Here is a 21,414-nt window from a genome sequence, read left to right as displayed (position 1 = left end):
CCTAGGGCAAAGAACCCTAAGAATTGTTTTCCGTCGCGCCTTTTTTCCGGAAAATGACGGTGCGCGGCCCGGCCAGCCGGTTCCGTACCTCAATGAAAGCTGTCTGCGCAAGTTATCACCTGAAGGCACCCTTTCGTTTCTTGTGCGCCACTATGCACGCAACCCCGTCGCGGTCCAACCCGCACGGAACCTTGTTCGCCCGTGCGCGCGGCATTCGAAGCGCGCCTATTCGCAGCTCACGGTCGTCGAGCCGGGCAGAAGACGGCAGGGCGGTGACGGCACGGAGCGCGTGGCGGACGCAGGTGCGCGGGTGACGGCCGCAGGCGTGGCAGACCCGGCAGACGCGGCCGGGCGCGCCGGCACGGGAATGGAGCGCGTGGCGGCCGGTGTCGCGGCGGAAGAGGCCGCGGGCGTGGCGGCCGGCGCCGCGGAGGCTGCAGGCGTCTGGCGGCCGGGCGTCGGCAAGGAAGAGCTCGTTGTCGGCAGAGCGCCGGGCCGCGCCGTGACGGAAGAGGGCGAAAGTCCCGGCGCCGGCGGAACGTTGACATAACCGCCCGACGGCAGGCTTCCGGGAGGAAGACGCACGACATCGACGCTGATCTCATCCCCGGTCGCCGTCGGAGCGGCCGTACGGGCCGTCGTCGTGGTGCGGGTCCGCGTCGTCGTCGTTGAACGGGGGGTCGAGCCCGGCAGAACCTTTTCGGTATCGGCGACGCGTTCGGCGCGGTCGTCATAGGCCCGGCGGGGATAGACCGGCGCGCCGGTCTCGCCAAGGAGCGGCGGCGGAGAGGCCTGTTCGCCATAGGGGTTCCACCCATAGGCCTCGACGGCCGCATTGACGGTATAGCCATACATGATGCCGAGCAGATCGTCCTCGCTGGCGCCGCTCTCGCAGAAACGAAGCCTGATCTGGATCGTGCCGGCCTGGCCGAAGGCGGCGCGCGTGTCGCGCCCGGGCCTGATCTGCTGCCAGCCATAAATGCAAAGATCGTCGCCGCGCCCGTAACCGAAGGCATAGCCGAACGGACCGTAATTGTTCTGCACGTAATAAGGCGACTGCACCATCTTCACGCCCGGCAGTTCCTCGCGCATCTCCTCATCGACGCGCAGATCGGTCACCGAGCGATAGTCGAGCGACCGGCCGTTCATCGGAGAATAGTTGCGGGTGCCGAAGAAGACGGCGTTGATATAGTTCTGGCCCGGGGTGCGCGCGTCGGTGCGCAACAGGATGCGCTGGTCGATGGCGTTCGAATACTGCGTTTCCAGAACGGAGATGATCGCCGGCCCGCCCGGCGGCGGCATGACCACCGCTTCCTCGGGCATGAGATTGCGCACATTCGACGTATAGGGCATGAGATTGCCGGCGCAGCCCGCGAGCAAGCCTACCCCAATGAGGGCCAGAGCCGTGCGGCATCCGGTCCTGATCTGATAGGCAATCGCGTTCATCATGGTACGGCACACCTCGGCTTCGGCGCGAGGCAGGCGGTTGCTGGACCTCATCGCGCAGGATTTCCCAATCATGTTTTTCAGATTTAGGTAAACAAACGACTAACAAACCGGTTCAGCTTCAGCGGGCGCCGACGCATGAAAAACCACATTTCACGCCCAAATGCGGCAAGCTGTCTCGATTTTTAATATTTCTTAACGACAATATGGATTTGTAGTGTCCTAAGCTGTGCTCATCGGCGGGAACGCTTTATGCCGGACCTTTCTGCCGCAGTCGTAATCGGGCGCGACCGGCGAAGAACGGTCGTTCCGGGAAGGATTTGGAACAGCGGGCAATGATGAACGGGCGTGGTTGCGGGTCTTGGCGACCGTGTGCTTGGCCGGAGTAAGGATGTTATGAGACTGACTTATATTGCACTGACCGCCGGCGCGATCGCCCTGATCGGTGCAATCGGCATGAGCGGCCCCGGCCGGGAACTGCCCCTGACAAGGGCCAAGGCCCAGTCTGCCGACGGCTTCCAGCAGGCCTACGACCAGATCATCGAAAACGACACGCCCGCCGCCGCCCCGCCCGAGCCGCGCTTTACCCCCGTCACAGAGGCGCAGGCCCAGGAGCCGTCCGAAAACCTCAGAAATCTTTCCAGCAACGCGCAGCCGCCGCAGGGCGACGCCGTCACCGAGATCACGCGCGGCCAGACCGAGACGGCCCCGCCGCAGGAACCGGCAACGCCGGCGGTGGATGAGAGCGCGCTTCGTTACTTTGCCCAGCAGGGGGACCTGCAACGGCTGCAGGCCGAAATCTCGCGCCTGCGCTCGCTCTACCCCAACTGGACGCCGCCGGCCAATCCTCTGGCCGTCGAGGACGGCGAGGACGAGCAGCTGAACGCCATGTGGGCGGCCTATGCCAAGGGCGACTACGCCGAGGTTCACCAGTTGATCCGGGACCGCAGGGCCGAAGAGCCAGACTGGTCGCCGCCGGCCGACCTCGTCAACCGCCTGCACATCGCCGAGACCCGGACCAAGCTGCTCGCCGCGGCCGAAGACGGGAATTGGGAGGACGTCATCGACTACGCCTCCCAGGCGCCGAGCCTTCTGACCTGCGCCGAGATCAACGTTCTCTGGCAGGTCGGCGAGGCTTTCGCCCAGACCGACAAGCTCTCGCGGGCCATGGATGCCTACACCTATATCCTGAAAAACTGCGACAACCCGGAAGAGCGCCTGGCCACCATGCAGAAGGCCATGGCCTTCATGCCCTATGACGACATGAAGACCCTTCTGGGCTTCGAGCGCCAGGACGATGACGGCAAGGGCGAGTTCCAGGAAATCCGCGACGCATTGCTGCGCGACCGCTTCGCCCAGGCGGGAGAAGACAAGACGATCGTGGTCTCCCCCGATGACCTCGCCCATATGGAAAAGCTTGCCAATGACAGCCAGGATGCCAAGGATAGCGAACTCCTGGCCTGGTACTTCCTCGTGCGCGGCAGCGAGTCCGCTGCGGAGGAATGGTTCCGCAAGGCGCGATCGGAAGAGGATTCGGCCGAGATTTCGCAAGGCCTCGCCCTGATCCTGATCGAGCAGGACAATGCCGAGGAAGCCGAGGCGGTGATGTATCCCTGGCGCAATGATTCTGCCGAGGCGATGGACACCTATCTGAACGCCGTCGTCAACATGCTCGGCCGCATTCCGCGCAAGGACTACAGCCAGGAGGTGCTCTCGCGCATGGCCGACGTCGTCACCGAGGCCAAGAGCATGACCGCGGCCCAGCAGTTCGGCTGGTATTCAAACGACTACGGCGATCCGCTGGCGGCCCTGCAATGGTTCGAGGCGGCCCTTTCGTGGGAGCCCGATTACGAGCCGGCGGCCTATGGCGTGACCCTGATGCTCAACAGGATGAACTACAAGCCCGGCGTCTACCTGATGCAGCGCATCTGGGCCCCCTATTCGGAGCGCATCGCCTGGCTGAACGATCCGAACGCCCCGGTCACCACGATCGAAAACGTGATGGCGACCGTGTTCGAACTGACGGCGCTCGAGCAAACGGACGGCACGACGCGCACCGTCGCGGTTCCCGTTGCCGAAATCGACCTTTCCACCGGCCAGCAGACGCCGCTCGGCGCCGCCGCTCCGGCGCCCGGCGCGCCGGGCCAGACCGGAACGGGCGTTTCGCTGACGGCCCCGCTTTACGGGCCCGGCATGCAGCCGCTCGCAGGCGCGGACGCCGAGACCGCGCCGGTCAATTACGTGCCGGAATATTACGAGTATTATTACGGCAACGCCGCAGCAGGAACGCCGCCGATCGCCGGCGACGGCACGGCGGCCTCGCGCATGCGCGCGATAGAGCGACTGACCATACCGCGCTCCATGATCCAGACGGACCCGATCACCGGCGTTCAGACCGTCACGGTGCTGAACTCCGCGCTCGAGCCCGAGCAGACCCGTTTTAACGTCTCCGCGGCCCAGGTGCAGGCCGCGTTCTACACAACCGGTCAGCCTTCGGACAAGACCGTGATCTACCGCTTCGACGAGCAGGCCTATATCAACCGCGACTATCTGAGACAGTTCGAGATCACCTATTACCTCAATCAGGCAAACGCTGCCGGTGACAATGTCACCATCTCGACCCTGCCGGCGGGCACGCAACTGCCTGCGGGGACGCAGGTCGCAACCGCAACGCCGGCAGCCACGACACGCGCGGCAGCGCCTGCGACAACGACGACGCGGCGAACGACCACATCGTCATCCTCGTCCGGGGGGAGCTGCTGGAGCGGCCGATCCGCCGTAGGGCTTTCGCCCGACGCGGCGCTCAGGCAGGGCTGGTGCCTGATGGACATGGAACGGCCGATGGAAGCCGCGCGCGCCTTCGAGACGGCGCTCGGCTCCAGCTCGGCGAAGAACCGCGAAGAAGCCGCCTACGGCCAGTCGCTTGCCTATCTGCGCATGGGCCTGACCAGCAAGGCCGCCGTCGCCGCCGCCGAAGAGCCGCTGAGTTCGGAGCGGCAGCTCAATCTGCAGGTCCAGATCCTAACGAAGCGCGCGATCGCCGCCTATCAGGGCGGTCACTACCAGGATGCGCTGCTCATCCTCAACCAGCGCAGCCAGCTTGCGCCGGAAGAGACCGGTCTGATGGTCATCCGAGGCTACGCCTACTATAATCTCGGACGCTATTTCGACGCGCAGAAAGTGTTCGAGGCGCTGGCCGAAATGGGGAACCGCAAGGGTATGGAAGGCATCGCCCTCGTGCGCGGCCAGCTTGGCCTGCCGGGCAGCAACTAGAGCGCCGTGCTTCCATTCGGATGCACAAAGGACGCTTGTCTTATGATTTTTCCCGGCTTTTCTGCGAAGAAGAGCCACTGACAGCCGCCTTCCACGCGGCGGTCAGTGGCGGTGGTCGGATCGGTAGGGGGTTGGTCATGAACCGCAAGGAACATGGACCGTGTTAGAGTGTGATCGGCCACCGTCTTCGCTCAAGGCCTGAACGGATACGCAGCAGCTTTTGGGCTCTGCATGACAAGCATAGGACACGCGAAGATGATGAATGATAGCATCGGTATCGATATTTCAAAAGGCCGTCTCGACGCCTTTCGCCTGAGTGACAGGGCGCATCGGGCTTTCGCCAACACACAGGCAGGCTTTGACGACCTGCGGCGATGGCTTGGCGATAGCCCGATCAGCCGGATTGTCTATGAGGCTACCGGTCCTTATCACGGCGCCTTTGAATGCGCGCTCGCTTCTGATCTTCCGCTCGTCAAGGTCAACCCGCTGCAGGCGCGACGGTTTGCCCAGGCACGCGGCAGCCGCGCCAAGACCGATCGCGTCGATGCGCGCATGCTGGCGCTGATGGGGGATGCATTTGACCTTCAGCCTGACCCGCCAGTGGAGGAAACCGATCATGAACTCAAGGAGTTGCAGATCGAGCGCACCGCTCTCGTCAGGGACCGCACACGGCTGCTCAACCGCATCAAGACGCAAACGCTTTCCCTGACGAAGCGGCACTCAAAGGCGCGCATCGCCCAGATCGAGCGCCAGCTCGCGGCAATCCAGGACGAGATCGAAACGCGCCTGCGCGCGGATGACGGCAAGGCGAGAAAGCGCGACATCCTCACCTCCATCCCCGGCATCGGTCCGGTGACGGCGTCAACGATCCTGATCGAATGCCCCGAGATCGGCATGCTTGGCCGAAAGCAGATCGCCAGCCTTGCGGGTTTGGCGCCCATGACCCGACAATCGGGCCAATGGCGCGGCAAGGCCTTCATTCAGGGTGGACGAAAGTTCCTGCGCGACGCCCTCTATATGCCCGCCCTCGTCGCCATGCGCTTCAACACGCAGATGAGGGCAAAATACGAGGCGCTGAAAGGCGCCGGAAAACCCGCCAAAGTCGCCCTGACAGCAATCATGCGAAAGCTTATCGAACTGGCAAACGCACTCATCCGCGACGACAGAAAATGGGCGCAAATGAGGGCTTGAGCAAAACGGATACTCTAACCTATTTTATCTACGCATCGTGCTTTCGTCCGGTCCCGAGGCCTGTCTGGTGACCGAAGCTGTGCACGGCAGCGGGCAGGAACAAAACACGGGGCAAAACCATCCGCAGAAAAACAGGCAACGGCGCGCGGGCGCGCTGCCTGCCTCCTCGGACCACGACCGACGAAAACGCCGCCGTTGCGGACAGATCGGACGGTCGTCCTGTCAGTCTCGGACGAGACCGACCTACCTGAAGCCCGCCTTCGGAACGAACGCCGTAAAGCGCCTTGTTATTCTCCGGCCTTCCCGTCCAGCTTCGCCTCGAGCGCGTCGATACGGGCGCGCAGCGCGTCATTCTCGTCGCGCGCCTTGATCGCCATGTCGCGCACGGCGTCGAATTCCTCGCGCTGGACGACGTCCATGCTGTTCAGCCAGCGTTCCACCTGCGCCTTGACCGCCGTTTCAAGGTCTTTCCCGGCACTTTGAACCGAGCCGGCGGCATCGGTCATCAGTTTCGCCAGATCATCGAGGATGCGCGTGGTGCCGGATGTCATGTCGGTTTCTCCTTGGAAAATGCCCTAACGCACCATCTGCGGTGCTTTCCTCTGAGGTAGTGGGCCCGCGCTGAAGGCGCAAGTCCGGTCGCGGCGAATCTGCATGCGCCCTGGCCGCGGGCGAGCTTGACCGCGCCGGATTATGTCGCCATCTTCGCGCCGACCATAGAGGAATTAACGCCTTGCTGCCAGACCATATCATGCTCGCCGCCATGCCCTTCCCCGCCATCGATCCGGTGGCGGTGCGCCTCGGCCCCCTGCAGGTCCACTGGTACGGACTTGCCTATGTCGCGGGCATTCTGCTCGGCTGGCTTTATGCCCGCTGGCTTTTGAGGAAGGACGCGCTCTGGCCCGCCGGCCGGCGGCCGATGACGCTCGCGAAGCTCGACGACTTCATCACCTGGTCGGTGCTGGCGATCATCGTCGGCGGGAGGCTGGGCTATGCGCTTTTTTACGCCCCCGGTTTCTTCCTTTCCCATCCTCTGGCGCTCTTCAAGGTCTGGGACGGCGGCATGTCCTTCCACGGCGGACTGATCGGCATGATCGTCGCGATGATCGTCTTTTCGCGCAGACACGACATCAACACCTGGTCGCTGCTTGACCTGGTCGCGACGGTGACGCCGGTCGGCCTGTTCTTCGGGCGCATCGCCAATTTCATCAATGCGGAACTCTGGGGACGGTCAAGCGACGTTCCCTGGGCGATGGTTTTTCCCGGCGCCGGACCGCTGCCGCGCCACCCGAGCCAGCTCTACGAGGCCGGCCTCGAAGGCCTTCTGACGCTTGTCATACTGTTCATCGCGACACAGGCCTTTCTGACGCTGAAGCGTCCGGGCCTGACCGGCAGCCTCTTCATCTGCCTTTATGCCCTGTCGCGCATCTTCGTTGAATTCTTCCGCGAGCCGGATCCGCAGATCGGCTATCTCTTCGGCGGCTGGTTGACCATGGGCATGGTGCTGTCCCTGCCCATGCTGCTCGTCGGACTCTGGGGCATCTGGTATTCCGGCCGCATGGCGGCGCGGAACGGCGCGGGCAAGGCATCGTGACGACGAGGCTCGCCGGCAAGATCCGGACGATCATCGAGACCGGCGGCCCGATGCCGGTCAGCACCTATTTCAACATCTGCCTCGCCGATCCCGATCATGGCTACTACATCACCCGCGACCCGCTGGGGCGCAGCGGCGACTTCACCACCGCGCCCGAAATTTCCCAGTTGTTCGGCGAACTCGTCGGCATTTTCCTGATCCAGGCCTGGCAGCGTCACGGCCGGCCGCCGGAGACGGTGCTGATCGAAGGCGGACCGGGACGCGGCACGATGATGGCGGACATCCTGAATGTCATTTTGAAGCTGGCCCCCGATCTCTATTCGGGGCTTGCCGTCGCCTTGATGGAGACGAGCCCGGCGCTCCGCGCGCGCCAGGCCGAAAGGCTTGAGCGGCACGTCGGCAAGATCTGCTGGATCGACGGTCTTGCCGAAGCGCCGGAAGGCTTTGCCCTGTTCGTCGCCAATGAACTGTTCGACGCCATCGCGCCGCGCCAGTTCGTCAAGGCCAGGTCCGGTCTGTTCGAGCGCGTGGTCACGCTCGACGATGACGGCGCGCTTTGCTTCGGCATATCGCCGGCCAAGCTCGATCCGGCTGCCCTTCCGCCGGACTGGCGGGCGCAGCCCGACGGCGCGATCTTCGAGACCGCGCCGGCGCGCGAGGCGCTGATGGCGCAACTCGCCGAGAGGCTGAAGGCCGGGGGCGGCAGCGCGCTGATCATCGATTACGGGCATCTGACAAGCGGCTTCGGCGATACGCTGCAGGCAATCCGCAACCACGCCTTTGATCCGCCCCTGGCGCATCCCGGCGAGGCGGACCTGACAAGCCATGTGGATTTTGGCGCCCTTGCCGCTGTCGCCCGGCAGGAAGGGCTTCATGTTCATCCGATGATGATGCAGGGCGCTTTTCTGGCAGGACTTGGTCTTGGTCCTCGCGCATCCGCCCTCGGCCGCGGCAAGGACCTCGTCACCCAGCAGCAGATCGTCGCAGCCGCGCGCCGGCTGGCCGGTGACAAACAAGGAGAAATGGGTAATCTTTTCAAAGTATTATGCGTCTCCAACCGACCGTTGCCGCTCTTGCCCTTTGACGGCGAGGATTGACAAATGCGCTTCGCGCGCACCACCATCCGCCCAAACGCGAGACAGGATAGCCCGATGCTCCAGCCCGGCCATACAGCCGAGACCGCCGCAGACCTTACCCCGGTTCAAAGCCCGCTCCTTGGCGCAAGGCTTGCCGGCACCTCGGTGCGTCACGGTTTTTTCACGCGCCGGGGCGGCCTATCCGCCGGCATCTACGAGAGCCTCAATTGTGGCGCGGGTTCGGACGACCGGGCTGAAAACGTTTCGGAAAACCGCGCCCGCGTCGCCGGCTGGTTCGGTGAAGAGACCGCCCGGCTCGTCAATCTGCACCAGTGCCATTCGGCCGAGGCGATTGCCGTCGACGTGCCCTTTGCCGGCGAGCGGCCGCGCGCCGATGCGCTGGTGACGAAAACGCCGGGTCTCGTGCTCGGCGTGCTGACGGCCGATTGCGGCCCGGTGCTCTTTGCCGACACGGAGGCCGGCATCATTGGCGCCGCCCATGCGGGCTGGCGCGGCGCGCTCAGCGGCGTTCTCGAGGCGACCCTTGCAGCCATGGCGAAGCTCGGCGCAAACCGCGACACGACAATCGCGAGCCTTGGTCCCTGCATCGGCAGGCGCGCCTACGAGGTCGGTCCGGAATTCGTCGCCCGCTTCACCGAGACGGACACAGCGTTTTCGCGCTTGTTTTCGCCCTCCGGACGGGAAGGCCACGCCCTGTTCGACCTTGCCGGCTTCATAGGCCTGAGGCTTGACCGCGCCGGAATTGCGCACGACATCATCGGGCAATGCACCTATGAGAATGAGCAGGATTTCTTTTCCTATCGCCGTTCCACCCATCGCGGCGAGCCGGATTACGGCCGCCAGATCTCGGCGATCTCGATAACGGCTTCATGAGCCCTAAACGTCAATCGCGTGCCAGGCACGCCCGGGGAGACAGATATGGCGCTGATCTTTGACAATGAGGAATATGCCGACAGGCTGGAGCGGCTGAAGAGCGCGATGGCCGCCAAGAAGCTCGATGCCGTGCTTCTGTTCGCGCAGGAAAGCATGTACTGGCTGACCGGCTACGACACGTTCGGCTTCGTCTTCTTCCAGTGCCTTGCGGTGACAGCCGACGGCAAGATGACGCTTTTGACCCGCTCGGCAGACGTCCGCCAGGCGCGCCAGACCTCCAACATCTCCGATATCCGCATCTGGGTCGATCGAGGCCAGACGGACCCGAGCCGCGACCTGAAGGAGATGCTGGCCGATCTCGACCTGCTCGGCTGCCGCATCGGCGTCGAGTATGACACCCACGGCATGACCGGGCGCTCCGCCCATCTGCTCGACCAGCAACTCTCCACGTTCTGCCAGCTCGAGGACGCGTCCTATCTCGTTTCGAATCTGCGCCTGATCAAGAGCCCGGCCGAGATCACCCATATCGAAAAGGCCGCAGTGCTTTGCGATGACGCCTTCGATGCGGCGCTACCGCTGGTCAAGCCCGGCGCGGACGAGGCCGAAATCCTTTCGGCGATGCAGGGCGCCGTGCTTTCCGGCGGCGGTGATTATCCGGCCAACAACTTCATCATCGGCTCGGGCGAGAGCGCACTTTTGTGCCGCGCCAAATCGGGCCGGCGCCGGCTCTCGGAGAACGACCAGCTGACGCTCGAATGGGCGGGCGTGTCCGGGCATTACCATGTTGCGGCCATGCGCACGCTGGTGATCGGTGAGCCGAGCGACCGTCATCACGCGCTGTTCGGCGCGGCGAAGGCAACGCTGGAAGCGATCGAGGAATTGCTGCGGCCGGGACACAGTTTCGGCGACGTCTTCGACAAGCACGCCGAGATCATGGATGCCCGCGGTCTTTCGCGCCACCGGCTGAACGCCTGCGGCTATTCGCTCGGCGCGCGGTTCGCCCCGTCTTGGATGGAACACCAGATGTTCCATGCCGGAAATCCGAACCCGATCCTGCCGTCCATGTCGCTGTTCGTGCACATCATCATCATGGATTCAGACAGCGGAACGGCAATGACGCTCGGCCGCACCTATCTGACCGGCGAGGACGATCCCAAACCGCTTTCCAGGCTTGGCCTCGACCTTTACGCAAAATAAAGCATGATCGTCGCCAGCGTTTGACAAACCCGCCCCCTCTCCCGAAAATCGCCAGTATTTTCAACGGAAAGGGCGTGGTCAGATGATGCGTATGGCAGGCATTCTCCTTGCTGCGGGCCTGCTTGCCGCCTGTTCCGCCACAGACGTGATGACGGTGGCGTCGACGCCCCCTGCCCCTGTCGGCGATGCCGCGCCGCAAGCCTATCAAGACCCGCCGCCGGTCGCCGCCGCACCGCAGGCAAGCGTCGCCCGCCGGAGCCTTGCCGCTCCTGCCTCGCCCTCCTACGGCAATCCGGGCAGCCCCCGGGTCACGACGGACGAGGCCGCCACCGCGCTTGATGCCACGCCCGGACGCGGTCGCGCGCCTTCCACCTTCGGCCAGCAGGCAGACCAACTCGGCCTGGCGCCTTCAACAGCGGCTCCTGCAGGAACGGCGCCTGCAACCCCGCCCGCGGCTGCCGCGCCTCGGCAAGCGGCAATGACCCGACAGACCCCGGCGCCCGAGACCATGACGCAACAGGCACCGCCGCAACAGGCCGCATCCGCCGCGCCTGCCGCAAAGCAGCCGGCGTCGGTCACCACCGTCCAGTCGGTCCGCTTCCTGCCGATCATCGGCGCCCCTTCCGACAAGCTCGAGCCGCTCTCGGCCCGCCTCGGCGACAGCGTGCGCGCGGCCGGCCTCACCATCGTGCCGATGGGCGAGACGGCGGCAGACCTCTCGCTCAAGGGCTATTTTTCGGTCGTCAACGACGACGGCCGGGTCTCTGTCGTCTATGTCTGGGACGTGATCGGCTCGGACGGCCTGCGTCTTCACCGCATCCAGGGCAGCGAAGCCGCGCCGGCAGGCGAGTTTTCCGGAAGCGACCCCTGGGAGGCGGTGACGCCGGAGATGATGGCCGATGTCGGTCAGAAATCCGTCGGATCGCTGCTTGCCTGGCTCGACAGCCAGGGTTGATGCGCGCTGCCCTTTCCTTTTGGCCACATTGAAACGGTAAAGTCGGTTGAAACCGTCACAAGACCGTAACAACCGCCTTGCAATCACCGGCAGGCCGGTTAAAAAGCGGGCAGGAAGACGCAACGGGCGGTATGACATGAAGGTTTTCGCGGGCAATTCCAATCGACAGCTTGCCGAAGCGATCTGCAACTATCTCAATGTCCCGATGGGCAAGGCGAGCGTCAGGCGGTTCGCCGATCAGGAAATCTTCGTGGAAATCCAGGAAAACGTGCGCGGCGAGGACGTCTTCGTCGTCCAGTCGACCTCTTTTCCGACCAATGACCACCTGATGGAACTGCTGATCATGATCGACGCGTTCCGTCGCTCCTCGGCGCGCCGCATCACGGCGGTCCTTCCCTATTTCGGCTATGCACGGCAGGATCGCAAACCCGGCCCGCGCACTCCGATCTCGGCCAAGCTGGTGGCCAATCTGATCACCCAGGCCGGGGCCAACCGCGTGATGACGCTTGATCTTCATGCCGGCCAGATCCAGGGCTTTTTCGACATTCCCACCGACAACCTCTATGCACTGCCGATCCTCGCGCGCGACATCAAGGCGCGACGCAACCTCGACAATGTCATGGTGGTCTCGCCCGATGTCGGCGGCGTTGTACGGGCCCGCGCGCTCGCCAAGCGGCTCGACTGTCTTCTCGCCATCGTCGACAAGCGGCGCGAGCGACCGGGCGAATCCGAGGTCATGAACATCATCGGCGAGGTCGAGGGCAAGGAATGCATCCTGATCGACGATATCGTCGATTCCGGCGGCACGCTCTGCAACGCCGCCGAGGCGCTCCTGAACAACGGCGCGCTCTCGGTAACCGCCTACATCACCCACGGCGTCCTGTCGGGGTCCGCCACCCAGCGCATCAGTTCCTCCAAGCTCGAAGAACTGGTGATCACCGACTCGATCCAGCCGCGCGGGGAGATGGTCGCCGCCAGCAATATCCGGGTGATCTCAACAGCCGCGCTGATCGGCGAGGCGATCAACAGGACGAGCCACGAATCCTCCGTCTCGAGCCTTTTCGACTAGCTCATCCAGAGCGGTTCCGCCTTTCGCGGACGCGCGGAACCGCTCTATCGCTTTGTAGTGACGCATTTTCTCAGACGTCAGATGTTCCCGTCTGCTGGCGAATTACTTTAGCCTAATACGTGGCCGAAGACCAAGGTGCCGATGACCACCGCTGAAGCCATCAGGCCCTGTCCCCAGCGCACGGCCCGGCAGCTCAACACCTTGATATCCAAAGGCACGCCGCCGGCGGTGCCGCTGTTTCGGGTAGCCTGGGCCAGGCTCACAAGCAAAGTCTGCCCGGTGCCGAGCGCCATATTGTTGTTGATGCAGAAGATTGCGTATGCGCCGGCAATGGCGATCACGCGGGCCGTGCTGAACCCATCGCCGCTGCTGTAGGAGATGACATAGCCGGCCACGGCCAAGCTGACGGCCGAGAAATAGGTCCACAGCTTGTCGACAGCGTTGTTTTGCGCCTGAAACGCATCCAGCGCATCCTTGACGCCGAGCGTCATTGCCCCCTCCTTCGATCCCGTTGGAACAAGCATAGGCCGGGGCACGTCTTAAGGAAAGCCTCACCTCCTGCCAACCGGCGCAGGCTCCGCGGCCGAGCAGGCTTTCGGGCTCGCCGCCGTCAAATGGTGTTTTTCGCCGTTGCGCGTTCGGCTTCGTTTTGAGGCGCGCCGAAGACGCCGTCGTCATTGACGATGGTTTCGATCTCGGCGCGTGGTTTCGGCTTGCCGAAGTAATAGCCTTGGGCGCGCGGACAGCCTTCGTGCCGCAGGAATTCCAGTTGCTCTTCGGTTTCCACCCCTTCGGCGAGCACGCGTAGGCCGAGGCTTTCGCTGATGATGACGGTCGAGCGGACGATTGCGGCCGACAGAGTGTCATGCGGCAGGCCGGACACGAAGGAACGATCGACCTTGATCTTGTGGAAGGGAAACTGCTGCAGCGTCGCCAGCGACGAATACCCGGTTCCGAAATCATCCATGGCGATCTTGACCCCGAGCGCCCGCAACCGGGCGAAAGTCTCATGGGCCCGGTGGACATTCTCGACAATGCCGCTTTCGGTGAATTCAAGCTCAAGCCGGTCGGCCGGAAGCCCGCTCTCGCGCAGGATATCTCCCACCTTTTCCGGAAAATGCAGATCCGCAAGCTGCTGGGGCGCGACATTGACCCCGACCTGATAAGGCTGTTTCCAGTGCACCGCATCCATACAGGCCTCGCGCAGCACCCACTCCCCGAGCGTAACGATGAAGCCGGTCCTTTCGGCAAGAGGAATGAAATCATCGGGCGGGATCAGTCCGAGATCCTTGTGGAACCAGCGCAACAGAACCTCGAAACCGAAAATCGAACGATCGTCCGTCAGGTGCTGTTGCTGATAATAGAGCCGGAACTCGCCGTCCTCCAGCGCACGGCGCATGTCGAGCGCCAGCGCGTTCATCTGCCGCTCTCCATGGTCCAGCGCCTCGTCGTAGAAGGCCAGCGTCCCGGCCTTGCCCCGCTTTGCCCGCTGCAGCGCGGCATCGACCCTGGCCACGAGTTCATCTGCAATCCGACCGTCGCCCGGAAAAAGGGCGCAACCGCCATGAAGAATGATCTCGATCCGCTTGCCCTGCCATTCAAGCGGCTGCGCGATCTCGCTCATCACCCGGCGACAGACCTTCAGCACGTCCTGGCGATGCCGGTAGCCGCGCAGGAGAACCGCAAACTCGTCATTGCCTGCTCGCGCGACGAAGGCATCGCCCGGCAGGACGCCGACGATCTTCTGCGCGATAATGCCCAGAATGAAGTCGCCGGCGGCATTGCCGTGCACGACATTGATCTCCTTGAAGCCCTTGATGTCGAGAAATCCGACGGCGAACGACGTGTCGCTCCGGCTTTCCTCCAGCATGCGCTGCAATTCCTCGATCAGCGCGCGCCGGTTCGGCAGGCCGGTGAGCGCATCGTGCGCGCTGGCGCGGTGCAGTTGCGAGGAGACGATCTTGCGATTCTTCGCATCGAGCATCAACAGCCCGAGGCCGAGCACGATCACCATGCCAGCCGCCTGCGCGGCGAAGAAGGTCATTGTCTGCGGTTGCAGTCCATCGCCTTGAAAATGGATCGTGCCGTCGGGGACGACCGTGAGCCCGGCGAGGCTTACCATGTGGACGGCAAAGATCGCGAGCACCACGAGTGCGGTTGCCAGGGCCTGGTTCCAGCGCCCGGGAATGCGGTTCGCAGCGGAACTGGAAACCACGCCGATGACCGCTCCCAGGACAAGCGAGGCCACGACATAGTCCGCGGACCAGACGAATCGTCCTGGGACATCGAAACCCGCCATGCCAATGAAATGCATCAGCGCGATGCCGAGGCCGAAGACCGCGCCGCCCGCTTCGACCAGCAGGGTTTTGCCGCCGCTGCAGACGATCAGCATGCCGAGCGTGGTGGTGGCGATCGCCGCCCCGAGCGACAGGAAGGTCAGTACCGGATCGTAGGCGTGCGGCAGATCCAGCCTGTAGCCGAGCATCGCGGCAAAATGCGTGCACCAGATGGTCATGCCGCCGACAATGCCGGCCAGAAGCAGCCACAGCCAGGAATGGACCAGCGGCAGGGAGCGGACCCGCCCGACGAGGCTTATCGCCAGATAGGATCCCACAAAGGCGATGATCAGCGCGGCCGCAAGCGAGCGGCGCGTATGCTCGACAACAAGGCACGAGATGAGTGCGTCCACACGGTCCCCTCGGGCAACAAACCCCTAAAACAACGTCACTACGTCTATTATTAGCCCTTTGGATTTCGCCTTAACAGCAAAAAGCTAAGGTTGAAGCGGACCTTGCATTCAATCGCCGCCCCGGCGCGCTCCAGCCTTGCCTTTTCGCCGGGCCTCCTATATAGCCACCCCGTTCGCGCAGACACCCTTGGAGGCAGCGCGAATGAGGGCCTGGCCCTCCGTTTTGTCGGCGATAATGATTGCCGGCACAACGCTCCAGACAACCTGAAAGGAAATGCCATGAGCAACAACAGCTCTCTGCTCACGGCCGAAGCGCGCGAACGGGTCGGTAAGGGGTCCTCCCGCGAACTGCGCCGCAACGGCCTGGTGCCCGCCGTCATCTACGGCGACAAGAAAGCCCCCGTCTCGATCGCGGTCTCCCGCAAGGAAGTGACCAAGCGCATCTTCGACGGTGGCTTCATGACCACGACCTTCACGATCGAAGTCGGCAAGGACAAGTACATGGTCCTGCCGAAGGATTACCAGCTCGATCCGGTCCGCGACTTCGTCATGCATGTCGACTTCCTGCGGATCTCCGAAAAGAGCACCGTTACGGTTGCCGTCCCGGTTCACTTCATCAATGAAGAAACCTGCCCCGGCATCAAGAAGGGCGGCGTTCTGAACATCGTCCGTCACGAGGTCGAGTTCCACTGCCCGGCAAACGCCATTCCCGACAGCATCACGGTTGACCTTGCGACGGTCAATGTCGGCGAATCGATCCATATCTCCGCCGTCGACCTGCCTGCGAAGGTGACCCCGGTCATCACCGACCGCGATTTCACCATCGCAACGATCGCCGCTCCGGCCGGCCTGAAGTCCGAGCAGGACGGCGCCGAGGCGGACGAGGCAGCCGAAAACGAGGGCGATGCCTCGGAAGAATAAACCTCCGGGACCCATGTCTGCAGATGCCGAAGCCGCGGGCGTGCCCGCGGCTTCTTCTGTTTTCGAAGGCAGGCAGAATGGCGGCGGCGCGAGATACTCTGTGCCGATCGTCCGTTGGCCGGTTCCGGGTCGTTAGGTGTTTCTTATTGCGGGCCCGCTAAAAAGAAGGCATGTTTTATGGAAGTCAATGCTTACATTCTTTTGCGGCCCGGTCAGACTCGTCCGCAGTATCGAGACTGACCGTGGAAAAGGGATCACGTACACGCACATGATCAGACTGCGCTTCCAGAAAGACCTTCTGATCGCCCTCTCAGGAGCCTGCCTCGCCAGCCTGGCCCTGCTGACGGTCTCGCTCTATTCGCTCTGGACTATTCAAACGGATCACGTTCGGGTCTCGCGCCATGTTGCCCAGCTTGCAGAGATCAGCGCGCCGGGGCTCGCCGCGTCTCTGGCCGCGGCAGACTACGCGACAATCGAGAAAATTGCGGCTGCGATCAAGAACGCGCCCGAAATCGAAAAACTGGAGATCCGCAACGAGACCGGAACGCTCGATCTGATGCTTCAGGACGGGAGCAATGACGCCGGCCTTGCCTCGCTTACCCGTCCGCTGGTCGCCGGTCCGGACGGGGGCGCCAGGCAGATCGGCCGCATCCGGATCTACTTCCCCGACCGGACGGCAAGTCATGCCGGGTTCTGGTGGATATCGCTCGCGGCAGCGATGGCCGCCGGAACCCTGCTGTGGGGCATCTGGCGTCTGCGGCGCGCGCTCAAACGGGACATCGCGCACGGCAATCACCTGCGGGACGCAAAAGGGCCTGGCCGGGGACGCGGCGACAACCGCTCGCCCCAGCGACGTGACGGCGCCGGACAAGACGACATCCCGGCTCCTTTCGGCCATCTTTTCGACAGCGAGACCCACATGGCCAGCCTGGTCTCCGAAGAGGGGCATCTCGTAGACGTCAGCAAGGGGTGGCTCACGCAGAGCGGTTATCGCCGCGAGGCCGTCGTCGGCGTCAAGATCACCGAATTTCTCGCCGATCCTGACCGGGAAATGATCAGAAAACGCCTTTCGGACATGCGCACGGAGCAGAGACCGCAAAAGGGGACGCTTCGGTTCCGGCGGGCGGATGGTTCCGTTTCAGACGTCTGGTTCTCGGCAACCGCCGTTTTCATGCCCGATGGAAAGGCCTACACGCTTTCGGTAATCCAGGACATCTCGGAGCTGACGGGCAAGAGCGGCAAGCCGATCACGGCGGAGTTCTCAGACTATCTGACCGGCCTCGTGAACCGGGTCGGCTTCGAGAAAATGCTAGCAGACCTTGTGGCCGGTGCCGCGCCGGAAAACCGGATCGCCTGCCTGATCGTCGACCTCGATCGGTTCAAGGCGGTCAATGATCACCATGGCTACGCCGCCGGCGAGGAGATTCTGCGCGCATACGTCAAGCGCGCCGCGCGCGCGTTGCAAACGGCATCCCTCTCGGCCAGGCTGGGCGGCGACGAGTTCGCGGTCGCCGTGGCCGGCGCGGACGCGCCATCAACGGCAGGTTCGATCGCCCGGGCGCTTCATGCAGCCACCGCCGAGCCATTCCAGATAGGAGCGGCGGCCATTTCCGTTACCGTCAGCATCGGTATCGCCTTTAGTCCGGACGATGCGGCCGACAGCGAAGATCTCATCCGTTTTGCGGCCATCGCGGCAACCTCGCGCAAGGCGGAAGGCGGCAACGGCATTCGTAATTTCGAGCCGCAGATGCTTGCGAGCAGGAAGAGGCGAAGGGAGACGGAAGCCGACATTCTGCGCGGTATAGAGGAAAACCTGTTTGAACCGAACTTTCAGCCAATCACCTGCCTGAAAAGCGGCCAGATCATCGGCTTCGAGGCCCTGATGCGACTCAACCACCCCGAGAAGGGCCTGATCCCACCGGCCGAATTCATCGCCATCGCCGAAGAGACGAAGTGGATCGATCGCGCAGGCCGGCAATTGTTCACCAAGTCCCTTTCGGGTCTTGGCGCGCTCAGCCGCGCGCGCGGCGACGACCGGCTGCATATCGCCGTCAACCTGTCGCCGGTGCAGTTGACGCCTCAGAAAGTCGCCTTCATGGCCGATGAGCTCGAAGCCCACGGCATTGACGCCGGCCGTCTTACCGTCGAAATCACCGAAGCTGTTTTCATGGAAGACAACCGGCGGGTTTCCGACAGCCTGCGCATGCTGAAGGAGATGGGCTGCAGGATCGCGCTCGATGACTTCGGAACCGGCTACTCCTCGCTCTCCTATCTCACACGCTTCCACGTCGATACGATCAAGATCGACCAGACCTTCACCAAGGGTTTGACCCACAGCGACGCCGTCCTCGCCGCCCGCAGCCGCAGGCTGATCGAAGGCATCGTCGCGATTGCCCGCAACATGGACTGCACGATGGTCGCCGAAGGGGTGGAGGACGCGCTGCAGGCCGAGCAGGTGCGCGCCATCGGCGTGGCCTATGGCCAGGGCTACCTGTTCGCACCGCCGCTTCCGCTCGAAGAGGCGCTGAAGCACGTCTGAGCTTTCCGGGCGCATATTGACATCGGCCCGCAAACACTGTGGAACAAGGCCGATTTTCGAAAAGGACGGCGCATCATGTTCATCATCGCGGGTCTCGGCAATCCGGGCGGGCAATATGCCGGCAACCGCCATAATATCGGCTTCATGGCCGTCGATGCGATTGCCGACAAGAACGGCTTTTCGCCCTGGTCCGCGAAGTTCAAGGGGTTGATTTCCGAAGGAAGCCTTGCCGGCGAGAAGGTGCTGCTGATCAAGCCACAAACCTTCATGAACCTTTCCGGCGAGAGCGTGGGCGAAGCGCTGCGCTTCTACAAGCTCTCCGTCTCGGATCTGCTGGTGATTTATGATGAGCTTGACCTGATCCCCGGAAAGGCAAGGATCAAGACCGGCGGCGGCTCCGGCGGACATAACGGCATCAAGTCGATCGACGCCCATTGCGGCAAGGATTACCGGCGCCTGCGTCTCGGCATCGGCCACCCGGGCGACAAGGCCCGCGTGCATGGCCACGTGCTCGGCAATTTCGCCAAGGCGGACAGCGAATGGCTGGAGCCCTTGCTGGAGGGCATTGCAAAAAACGCCGATCTTCTGGTGCGCGGCGAGGATTCGCTGTTCATGAACAGAATCGCGACCGGCGGAGCAGCAGCGCCGGAAAAACCCGCGCCCAAGCCCGCCAAGGCACAATCGCATATCCACAAGGCCCGCCAGCGCGGACAGCAGACAATGCCCGAGAGCGGCCCCATGGCCGACATGCTGAAGAAAATGTTCGGCCAAAAGAAGGACTGACGCACGGGCCCGGGCGGCTCAGTTCTCCGGCTCGGTGATGAACATCAGCGGAAAACCGGCCTGCTTCGCCAGATCGATGGCTTCCTTGGCCTTGGTCTCGGCAATATCACGGCTGTAGACCGCGACCACGCACTTGCCTTTCTGGTGGGCCGTCATCATCACATTGTAGCCCTGTTCCTCGCTCATGCGGAAAACCGCCTTGAGGATGACCAGCACGAATTCGCGCGGGGTGAAGTCGTCATTGACGAGAATGACCTTGTAGAGGCGGGGCTTGGCCACCTTCAACCTGGTCGCAGTCTTGCGTTTCGTATCGGAGCCCGTGTCGCTCATGGCCGACCCGTTCCTTCTTTCCAACGTTCGAATATGAAGAATGTGCGGCCGGCGCCTGAGCGCACGCTTACCGTCAGAAACTGACAAACCACAATAGCGCTATCTTGCGCCCTCGACCCGTTTTTCGCAAGTCCGGCCGCGAGAAAAGCGCCTGCTCGGCGATGAGGCCTTGACCTCTGCCGCCTTCATCGCCCATAGCCACGGGCCAGGAAACGAATTTTTAAGCAGGATATCCCCATGGGCTTCAAATGCGGAATTGTCGGCCTGCCCAATGTCGGCAAGTCGACCCTCTTCAACGCGCTGACCAAGACCGCCGCAGCTCAGGCCGCCAATTATCCCTTCTGCACGATCGAGCCCAATACCGGCGAGGTCGCCGTGCCCGACCTGCGCATGGCGGAACTCGCGAAGATTGCCGGCTCGAAGGAAATCATTCCGACACGCATTTCCTTCGTGGATATCGCAGGCCTCGTGCGCGGCGCCTCCAAGGGCGAGGGCCTCGGCAACCAGTTTCTCGCCAATATCCGCGAGGTTGACGCCGTGGTCCATGTGCTGCGCTGCTTCGAGGATGACGACATCACCCATGTCGAGGGGCGAATCGACCCGGTGGCTGATGCCGATACGATCGAGACAGAGCTGATGCTAGCCGACCTTGAGAGCCTGGAGCGCCGCGTCGACCAGACCCGCAAGCGCGCCACGGGCAAGGACAAGGAGGCGCAGACCCTGCTGCCGGTCATGGAAGCCTCGCTGAAACTGCTTCAGGACGGCAAGCCGGTGCGCTCGCTGCTGAACGAGCTCGATGCGGAAGACATCAAGATCCTCAAGGGGCTGAACCTTCTGACCTCGAAGCCGGTGCTCTATGTCTGCAATGTCGCCGAGGGCGACGCGGCCAAGGGCAATGCCGAGACCGAGAAGGTCGCTGCCATGGCTGCCGAACAGTCCGCCGGAACGGTCATCATCTCCGCGGCCATCGAGGCGGAAGTCGCCCAGCTCGATGCCGAGGAAGCGGAGATGTTCCTCTCCGAAATGGGCCTTGAGGAAGCAGGCCTCGACCGGCTGATCCGGGCGGGCTACGAGCTTCTGGACCTGATCACCTATTTCACCGTCGGCCCGAAGGAGACGCGCGCCTGGACCATCCGCCGCGGCACCAAGGCGCCTGCGGCGGCAGGCGTGATCCACACCGACTTCGAACGCGGCTTCATCCGCGCCTTCACCATCGCCTATGACGATTTCATCGCCTTCAAGGGCGAGACCGGCGCCAAGGAAGCCGGCAAGGCCCGCGACGAAGGCAAGGAGTATGTCGTCCAGGACGGCGACGTCATCCACTTCCGGTTCAATACGTAGGCGAAAAGACATCAGGTCCATCGGGAAGGTCGGTCGCTCGCGAACCGGCCTTTCTTTTTCGCTTGAAGAGCGCGCGCCCCTGCCCCACCTATCTTCAACGATAGCAACAGCCGGGC

17 protein-coding genes are annotated in these 21,414 nt (G+C 63.2%); 12 read left to right on the top strand and 5 right to left on the bottom strand.

Annotated features, from left to right (window positions below; genetic code table 11):
- Nucleotides 1-225 precede the first annotated feature (225 nt).
- On the bottom strand, nucleotides 226-1,500 hold the full coding sequence (gene bcsN / locus AZF01_RS02860) for a cellulose biosynthesis protein BcsN (RefSeq protein WP_197489631.1): 1,275 nt from the start codon (nucleotides 1,498-1,500) through the stop codon (nucleotides 226-228).
- A 342-nt stretch (nucleotides 1,501-1,842) separates the two neighbouring features.
- Here bcsN and AZF01_RS02855 point away from each other — a divergent pair, with 342 nt between their 5' ends.
- Nucleotides 1,843-4,719 carry a tetratricopeptide repeat protein gene (locus tag AZF01_RS02855; RefSeq protein ID WP_024709291.1) on the top strand — a complete coding sequence of 959 codons (2,877 nt, stop codon included), beginning with the start codon at nucleotides 1,843-1,845 and terminating at the stop codon, nucleotides 4,717-4,719.
- A 255-nt stretch (nucleotides 4,720-4,974) separates the two neighbouring features.
- Nucleotides 4,975-5,910, top strand: coding sequence for an IS110 family transposase (locus tag AZF01_RS02850; RefSeq protein ID WP_081725874.1), 936 nt, complete (start codon nucleotides 4,975-4,977; stop codon nucleotides 5,908-5,910).
- A gap of 287 nt (nucleotides 5,911-6,197) precedes the next feature.
- Here the strand turns inward: AZF01_RS02850 and AZF01_RS02845 are convergent, their stop codons facing one another.
- A complete protein-coding gene (locus AZF01_RS02845) occupies nucleotides 6,198-6,461 on the bottom strand; it encodes an accessory factor UbiK family protein (protein WP_024709324.1) in 264 nt (87 codons plus the stop codon).
- Nucleotides 6,462-6,661: 200 nt separating this feature from the next.
- On the opposite strand from AZF01_RS02845, the gene lgt reads away from it, so the two are divergent.
- The 6 genes from lgt (at nucleotide 6,662) to AZF01_RS02815 (ending at nucleotide 12,695) form a co-directional block, all read left to right on the top strand.
- Nucleotides 6,662-7,504, top strand: a complete 843-nt coding sequence (gene lgt / locus AZF01_RS02840; protein ID WP_036237877.1) for a prolipoprotein diacylglyceryl transferase — start codon at nucleotides 6,662-6,664, stop codon at nucleotides 7,502-7,504.
- Nucleotides 7,501-8,601, top strand: a complete 1,101-nt coding sequence (locus AZF01_RS02835; RefSeq protein ID WP_024709322.1) for a class I SAM-dependent methyltransferase — start codon at nucleotides 7,501-7,503, stop codon at nucleotides 8,599-8,601. The genes lgt and AZF01_RS02835 overlap by 4 nt, the downstream gene beginning before the upstream one ends.
- A gap of 54 nt (nucleotides 8,602-8,655) precedes the next feature.
- A complete protein-coding gene (pgeF, locus tag AZF01_RS02830) occupies nucleotides 8,656-9,474 on the top strand; it encodes a peptidoglycan editing factor PgeF (protein ID WP_036237883.1) in 819 nt (272 codons plus the stop codon).
- Between the two features lie 45 nt (nucleotides 9,475-9,519).
- Complete coding sequence (locus AZF01_RS02825; protein ID WP_024709320.1) at nucleotides 9,520-10,671, top strand: Xaa-Pro peptidase family protein; 1,152 nt, start codon at nucleotides 9,520-9,522, stop codon at nucleotides 10,669-10,671.
- An 82-nt stretch (nucleotides 10,672-10,753) separates the two neighbouring features.
- Nucleotides 10,754-11,626 carry a hypothetical protein gene (locus tag AZF01_RS02820; protein ID WP_024709319.1) on the top strand — a complete coding sequence of 291 codons (873 nt, stop codon included), beginning with the start codon at nucleotides 10,754-10,756 and terminating at the stop codon, nucleotides 11,624-11,626.
- Between the two features lie 136 nt (nucleotides 11,627-11,762).
- Nucleotides 11,763-12,695: a ribose-phosphate pyrophosphokinase gene (locus AZF01_RS02815; RefSeq protein WP_024709318.1), complete on the top strand. Its 933-nt coding sequence runs from the start codon at nucleotides 11,763-11,765 to the stop codon at nucleotides 12,693-12,695.
- A gap of 107 nt (nucleotides 12,696-12,802) precedes the next feature.
- On the opposite strand, the gene AZF01_RS02810 is transcribed toward AZF01_RS02815, so the two are convergent.
- Both AZF01_RS02810 and AZF01_RS02805 read right to left on the bottom strand, forming a co-directional pair.
- A complete protein-coding gene (locus AZF01_RS02810) occupies nucleotides 12,803-13,186 on the bottom strand; it encodes a hypothetical protein (RefSeq protein ID WP_152534595.1) in 384 nt (127 codons plus the stop codon).
- 119 nt (nucleotides 13,187-13,305) lie between these two features.
- Complete coding sequence (locus AZF01_RS02805) at nucleotides 13,306-15,384, bottom strand: bifunctional diguanylate cyclase/phosphodiesterase (RefSeq protein WP_024709316.1); 2,079 nt, start codon at nucleotides 15,382-15,384, stop codon at nucleotides 13,306-13,308.
- Between the two features lie 279 nt (nucleotides 15,385-15,663).
- Between AZF01_RS02805 and AZF01_RS02800 the strand changes: the two genes are divergently transcribed.
- From AZF01_RS02800 to pth, 3 genes are all read left to right on the top strand, one after another.
- Nucleotides 15,664-16,305, top strand: coding sequence for a 50S ribosomal protein L25/general stress protein Ctc (locus AZF01_RS02800; protein WP_024709315.1), 642 nt, complete (start codon nucleotides 15,664-15,666; stop codon nucleotides 16,303-16,305).
- Between the two features lie 268 nt (nucleotides 16,306-16,573).
- A complete protein-coding gene (locus tag AZF01_RS02795; protein WP_061449610.1) occupies nucleotides 16,574-18,844 on the top strand; it encodes a bifunctional diguanylate cyclase/phosphodiesterase in 2,271 nt (756 codons plus the stop codon).
- Nucleotides 18,845-18,919: 75 nt separating this feature from the next.
- Nucleotides 18,920-19,627, top strand: a complete 708-nt coding sequence (gene pth / locus AZF01_RS02790) for an aminoacyl-tRNA hydrolase (protein ID WP_024710229.1) — start codon at nucleotides 18,920-18,922, stop codon at nucleotides 19,625-19,627.
- An 18-nt stretch (nucleotides 19,628-19,645) separates the two neighbouring features.
- Here pth and clpS read toward each other — a convergent pair whose 3' ends face one another.
- A complete protein-coding gene (gene clpS, locus AZF01_RS02785; RefSeq protein WP_024710228.1) occupies nucleotides 19,646-19,957 on the bottom strand; it encodes an ATP-dependent Clp protease adapter ClpS in 312 nt (103 codons plus the stop codon).
- A gap of 237 nt (nucleotides 19,958-20,194) precedes the next feature.
- Between clpS and ychF the strand changes: the two genes are divergently transcribed.
- Complete coding sequence (gene ychF / locus AZF01_RS02780; protein WP_024710227.1) at nucleotides 20,195-21,298, top strand: redox-regulated ATPase YchF; 1,104 nt, start codon at nucleotides 20,195-20,197, stop codon at nucleotides 21,296-21,298.
- Nucleotides 21,299-21,414: the final 116 nt, after the last annotated feature.

The organism is Martelella sp. AD-3 (assembly GCF_001578105.1).
Lineage (GTDB): Bacteria > Pseudomonadota > Alphaproteobacteria > Rhizobiales > Rhizobiaceae > Martelella.
This window is presented reverse-complemented; position numbering and strand designations above follow the sequence as displayed.

What these genes read in the sequence shown, in the direction of transcription:
- bcsN (WP_197489631.1), bottom strand. Translation starts at nt 1,500, where the DNA reads ATGAGGTCCAGCAACCGCCTGCCTCGCGCCGAAGCCGAGGTGTGCCGT.
- AZF01_RS02855 (WP_024709291.1), top strand. Translation starts at nt 1,843, where the DNA reads ATGAGACTGACTTATATTGCACTGACCGCCGGCGCGATCGCCCTGATC.
- AZF01_RS02850 (WP_081725874.1), top strand. Translation starts at nt 4,975, where the DNA reads ATGATGAATGATAGCATCGGTATCGATATTTCAAAAGGCCGTCTCGAC.
- AZF01_RS02845 (WP_024709324.1), bottom strand. Translation starts at nt 6,461, where the DNA reads ATGACATCCGGCACCACGCGCATCCTCGATGATCTGGCGAAACTGATG.
- lgt (WP_036237877.1), top strand. Translation starts at nt 6,662, where the DNA reads ATGCTCGCCGCCATGCCCTTCCCCGCCATCGATCCGGTGGCGGTGCGC.
- pgeF (WP_036237883.1), top strand. Translation starts at nt 8,656, where the DNA reads ATGCTCCAGCCCGGCCATACAGCCGAGACCGCCGCAGACCTTACCCCG.
- AZF01_RS02825 (WP_024709320.1), top strand. Translation starts at nt 9,520, where the DNA reads ATGGCGCTGATCTTTGACAATGAGGAATATGCCGACAGGCTGGAGCGG.
- AZF01_RS02820 (WP_024709319.1), top strand. Translation starts at nt 10,754, where the DNA reads ATGATGCGTATGGCAGGCATTCTCCTTGCTGCGGGCCTGCTTGCCGCC.
- AZF01_RS02815 (WP_024709318.1), top strand. Translation starts at nt 11,763, where the DNA reads ATGAAGGTTTTCGCGGGCAATTCCAATCGACAGCTTGCCGAAGCGATC.
- AZF01_RS02810 (WP_152534595.1), bottom strand. Translation starts at nt 13,186, where the DNA reads ATGACGCTCGGCGTCAAGGATGCGCTGGATGCGTTTCAGGCGCAAAAC.
- AZF01_RS02800 (WP_024709315.1), top strand. Translation starts at nt 15,664, where the DNA reads ATGAGCAACAACAGCTCTCTGCTCACGGCCGAAGCGCGCGAACGGGTC.
- AZF01_RS02795 (WP_061449610.1), top strand. Translation starts at nt 16,574, where the DNA reads ATGATCAGACTGCGCTTCCAGAAAGACCTTCTGATCGCCCTCTCAGGA.
- pth (WP_024710229.1), top strand. Translation starts at nt 18,920, where the DNA reads ATGTTCATCATCGCGGGTCTCGGCAATCCGGGCGGGCAATATGCCGGC.
- clpS (WP_024710228.1), bottom strand. Translation starts at nt 19,957, where the DNA reads ATGAGCGACACGGGCTCCGATACGAAACGCAAGACTGCGACCAGGTTG.
- ychF (WP_024710227.1), top strand. Translation starts at nt 20,195, where the DNA reads ATGGGCTTCAAATGCGGAATTGTCGGCCTGCCCAATGTCGGCAAGTCG.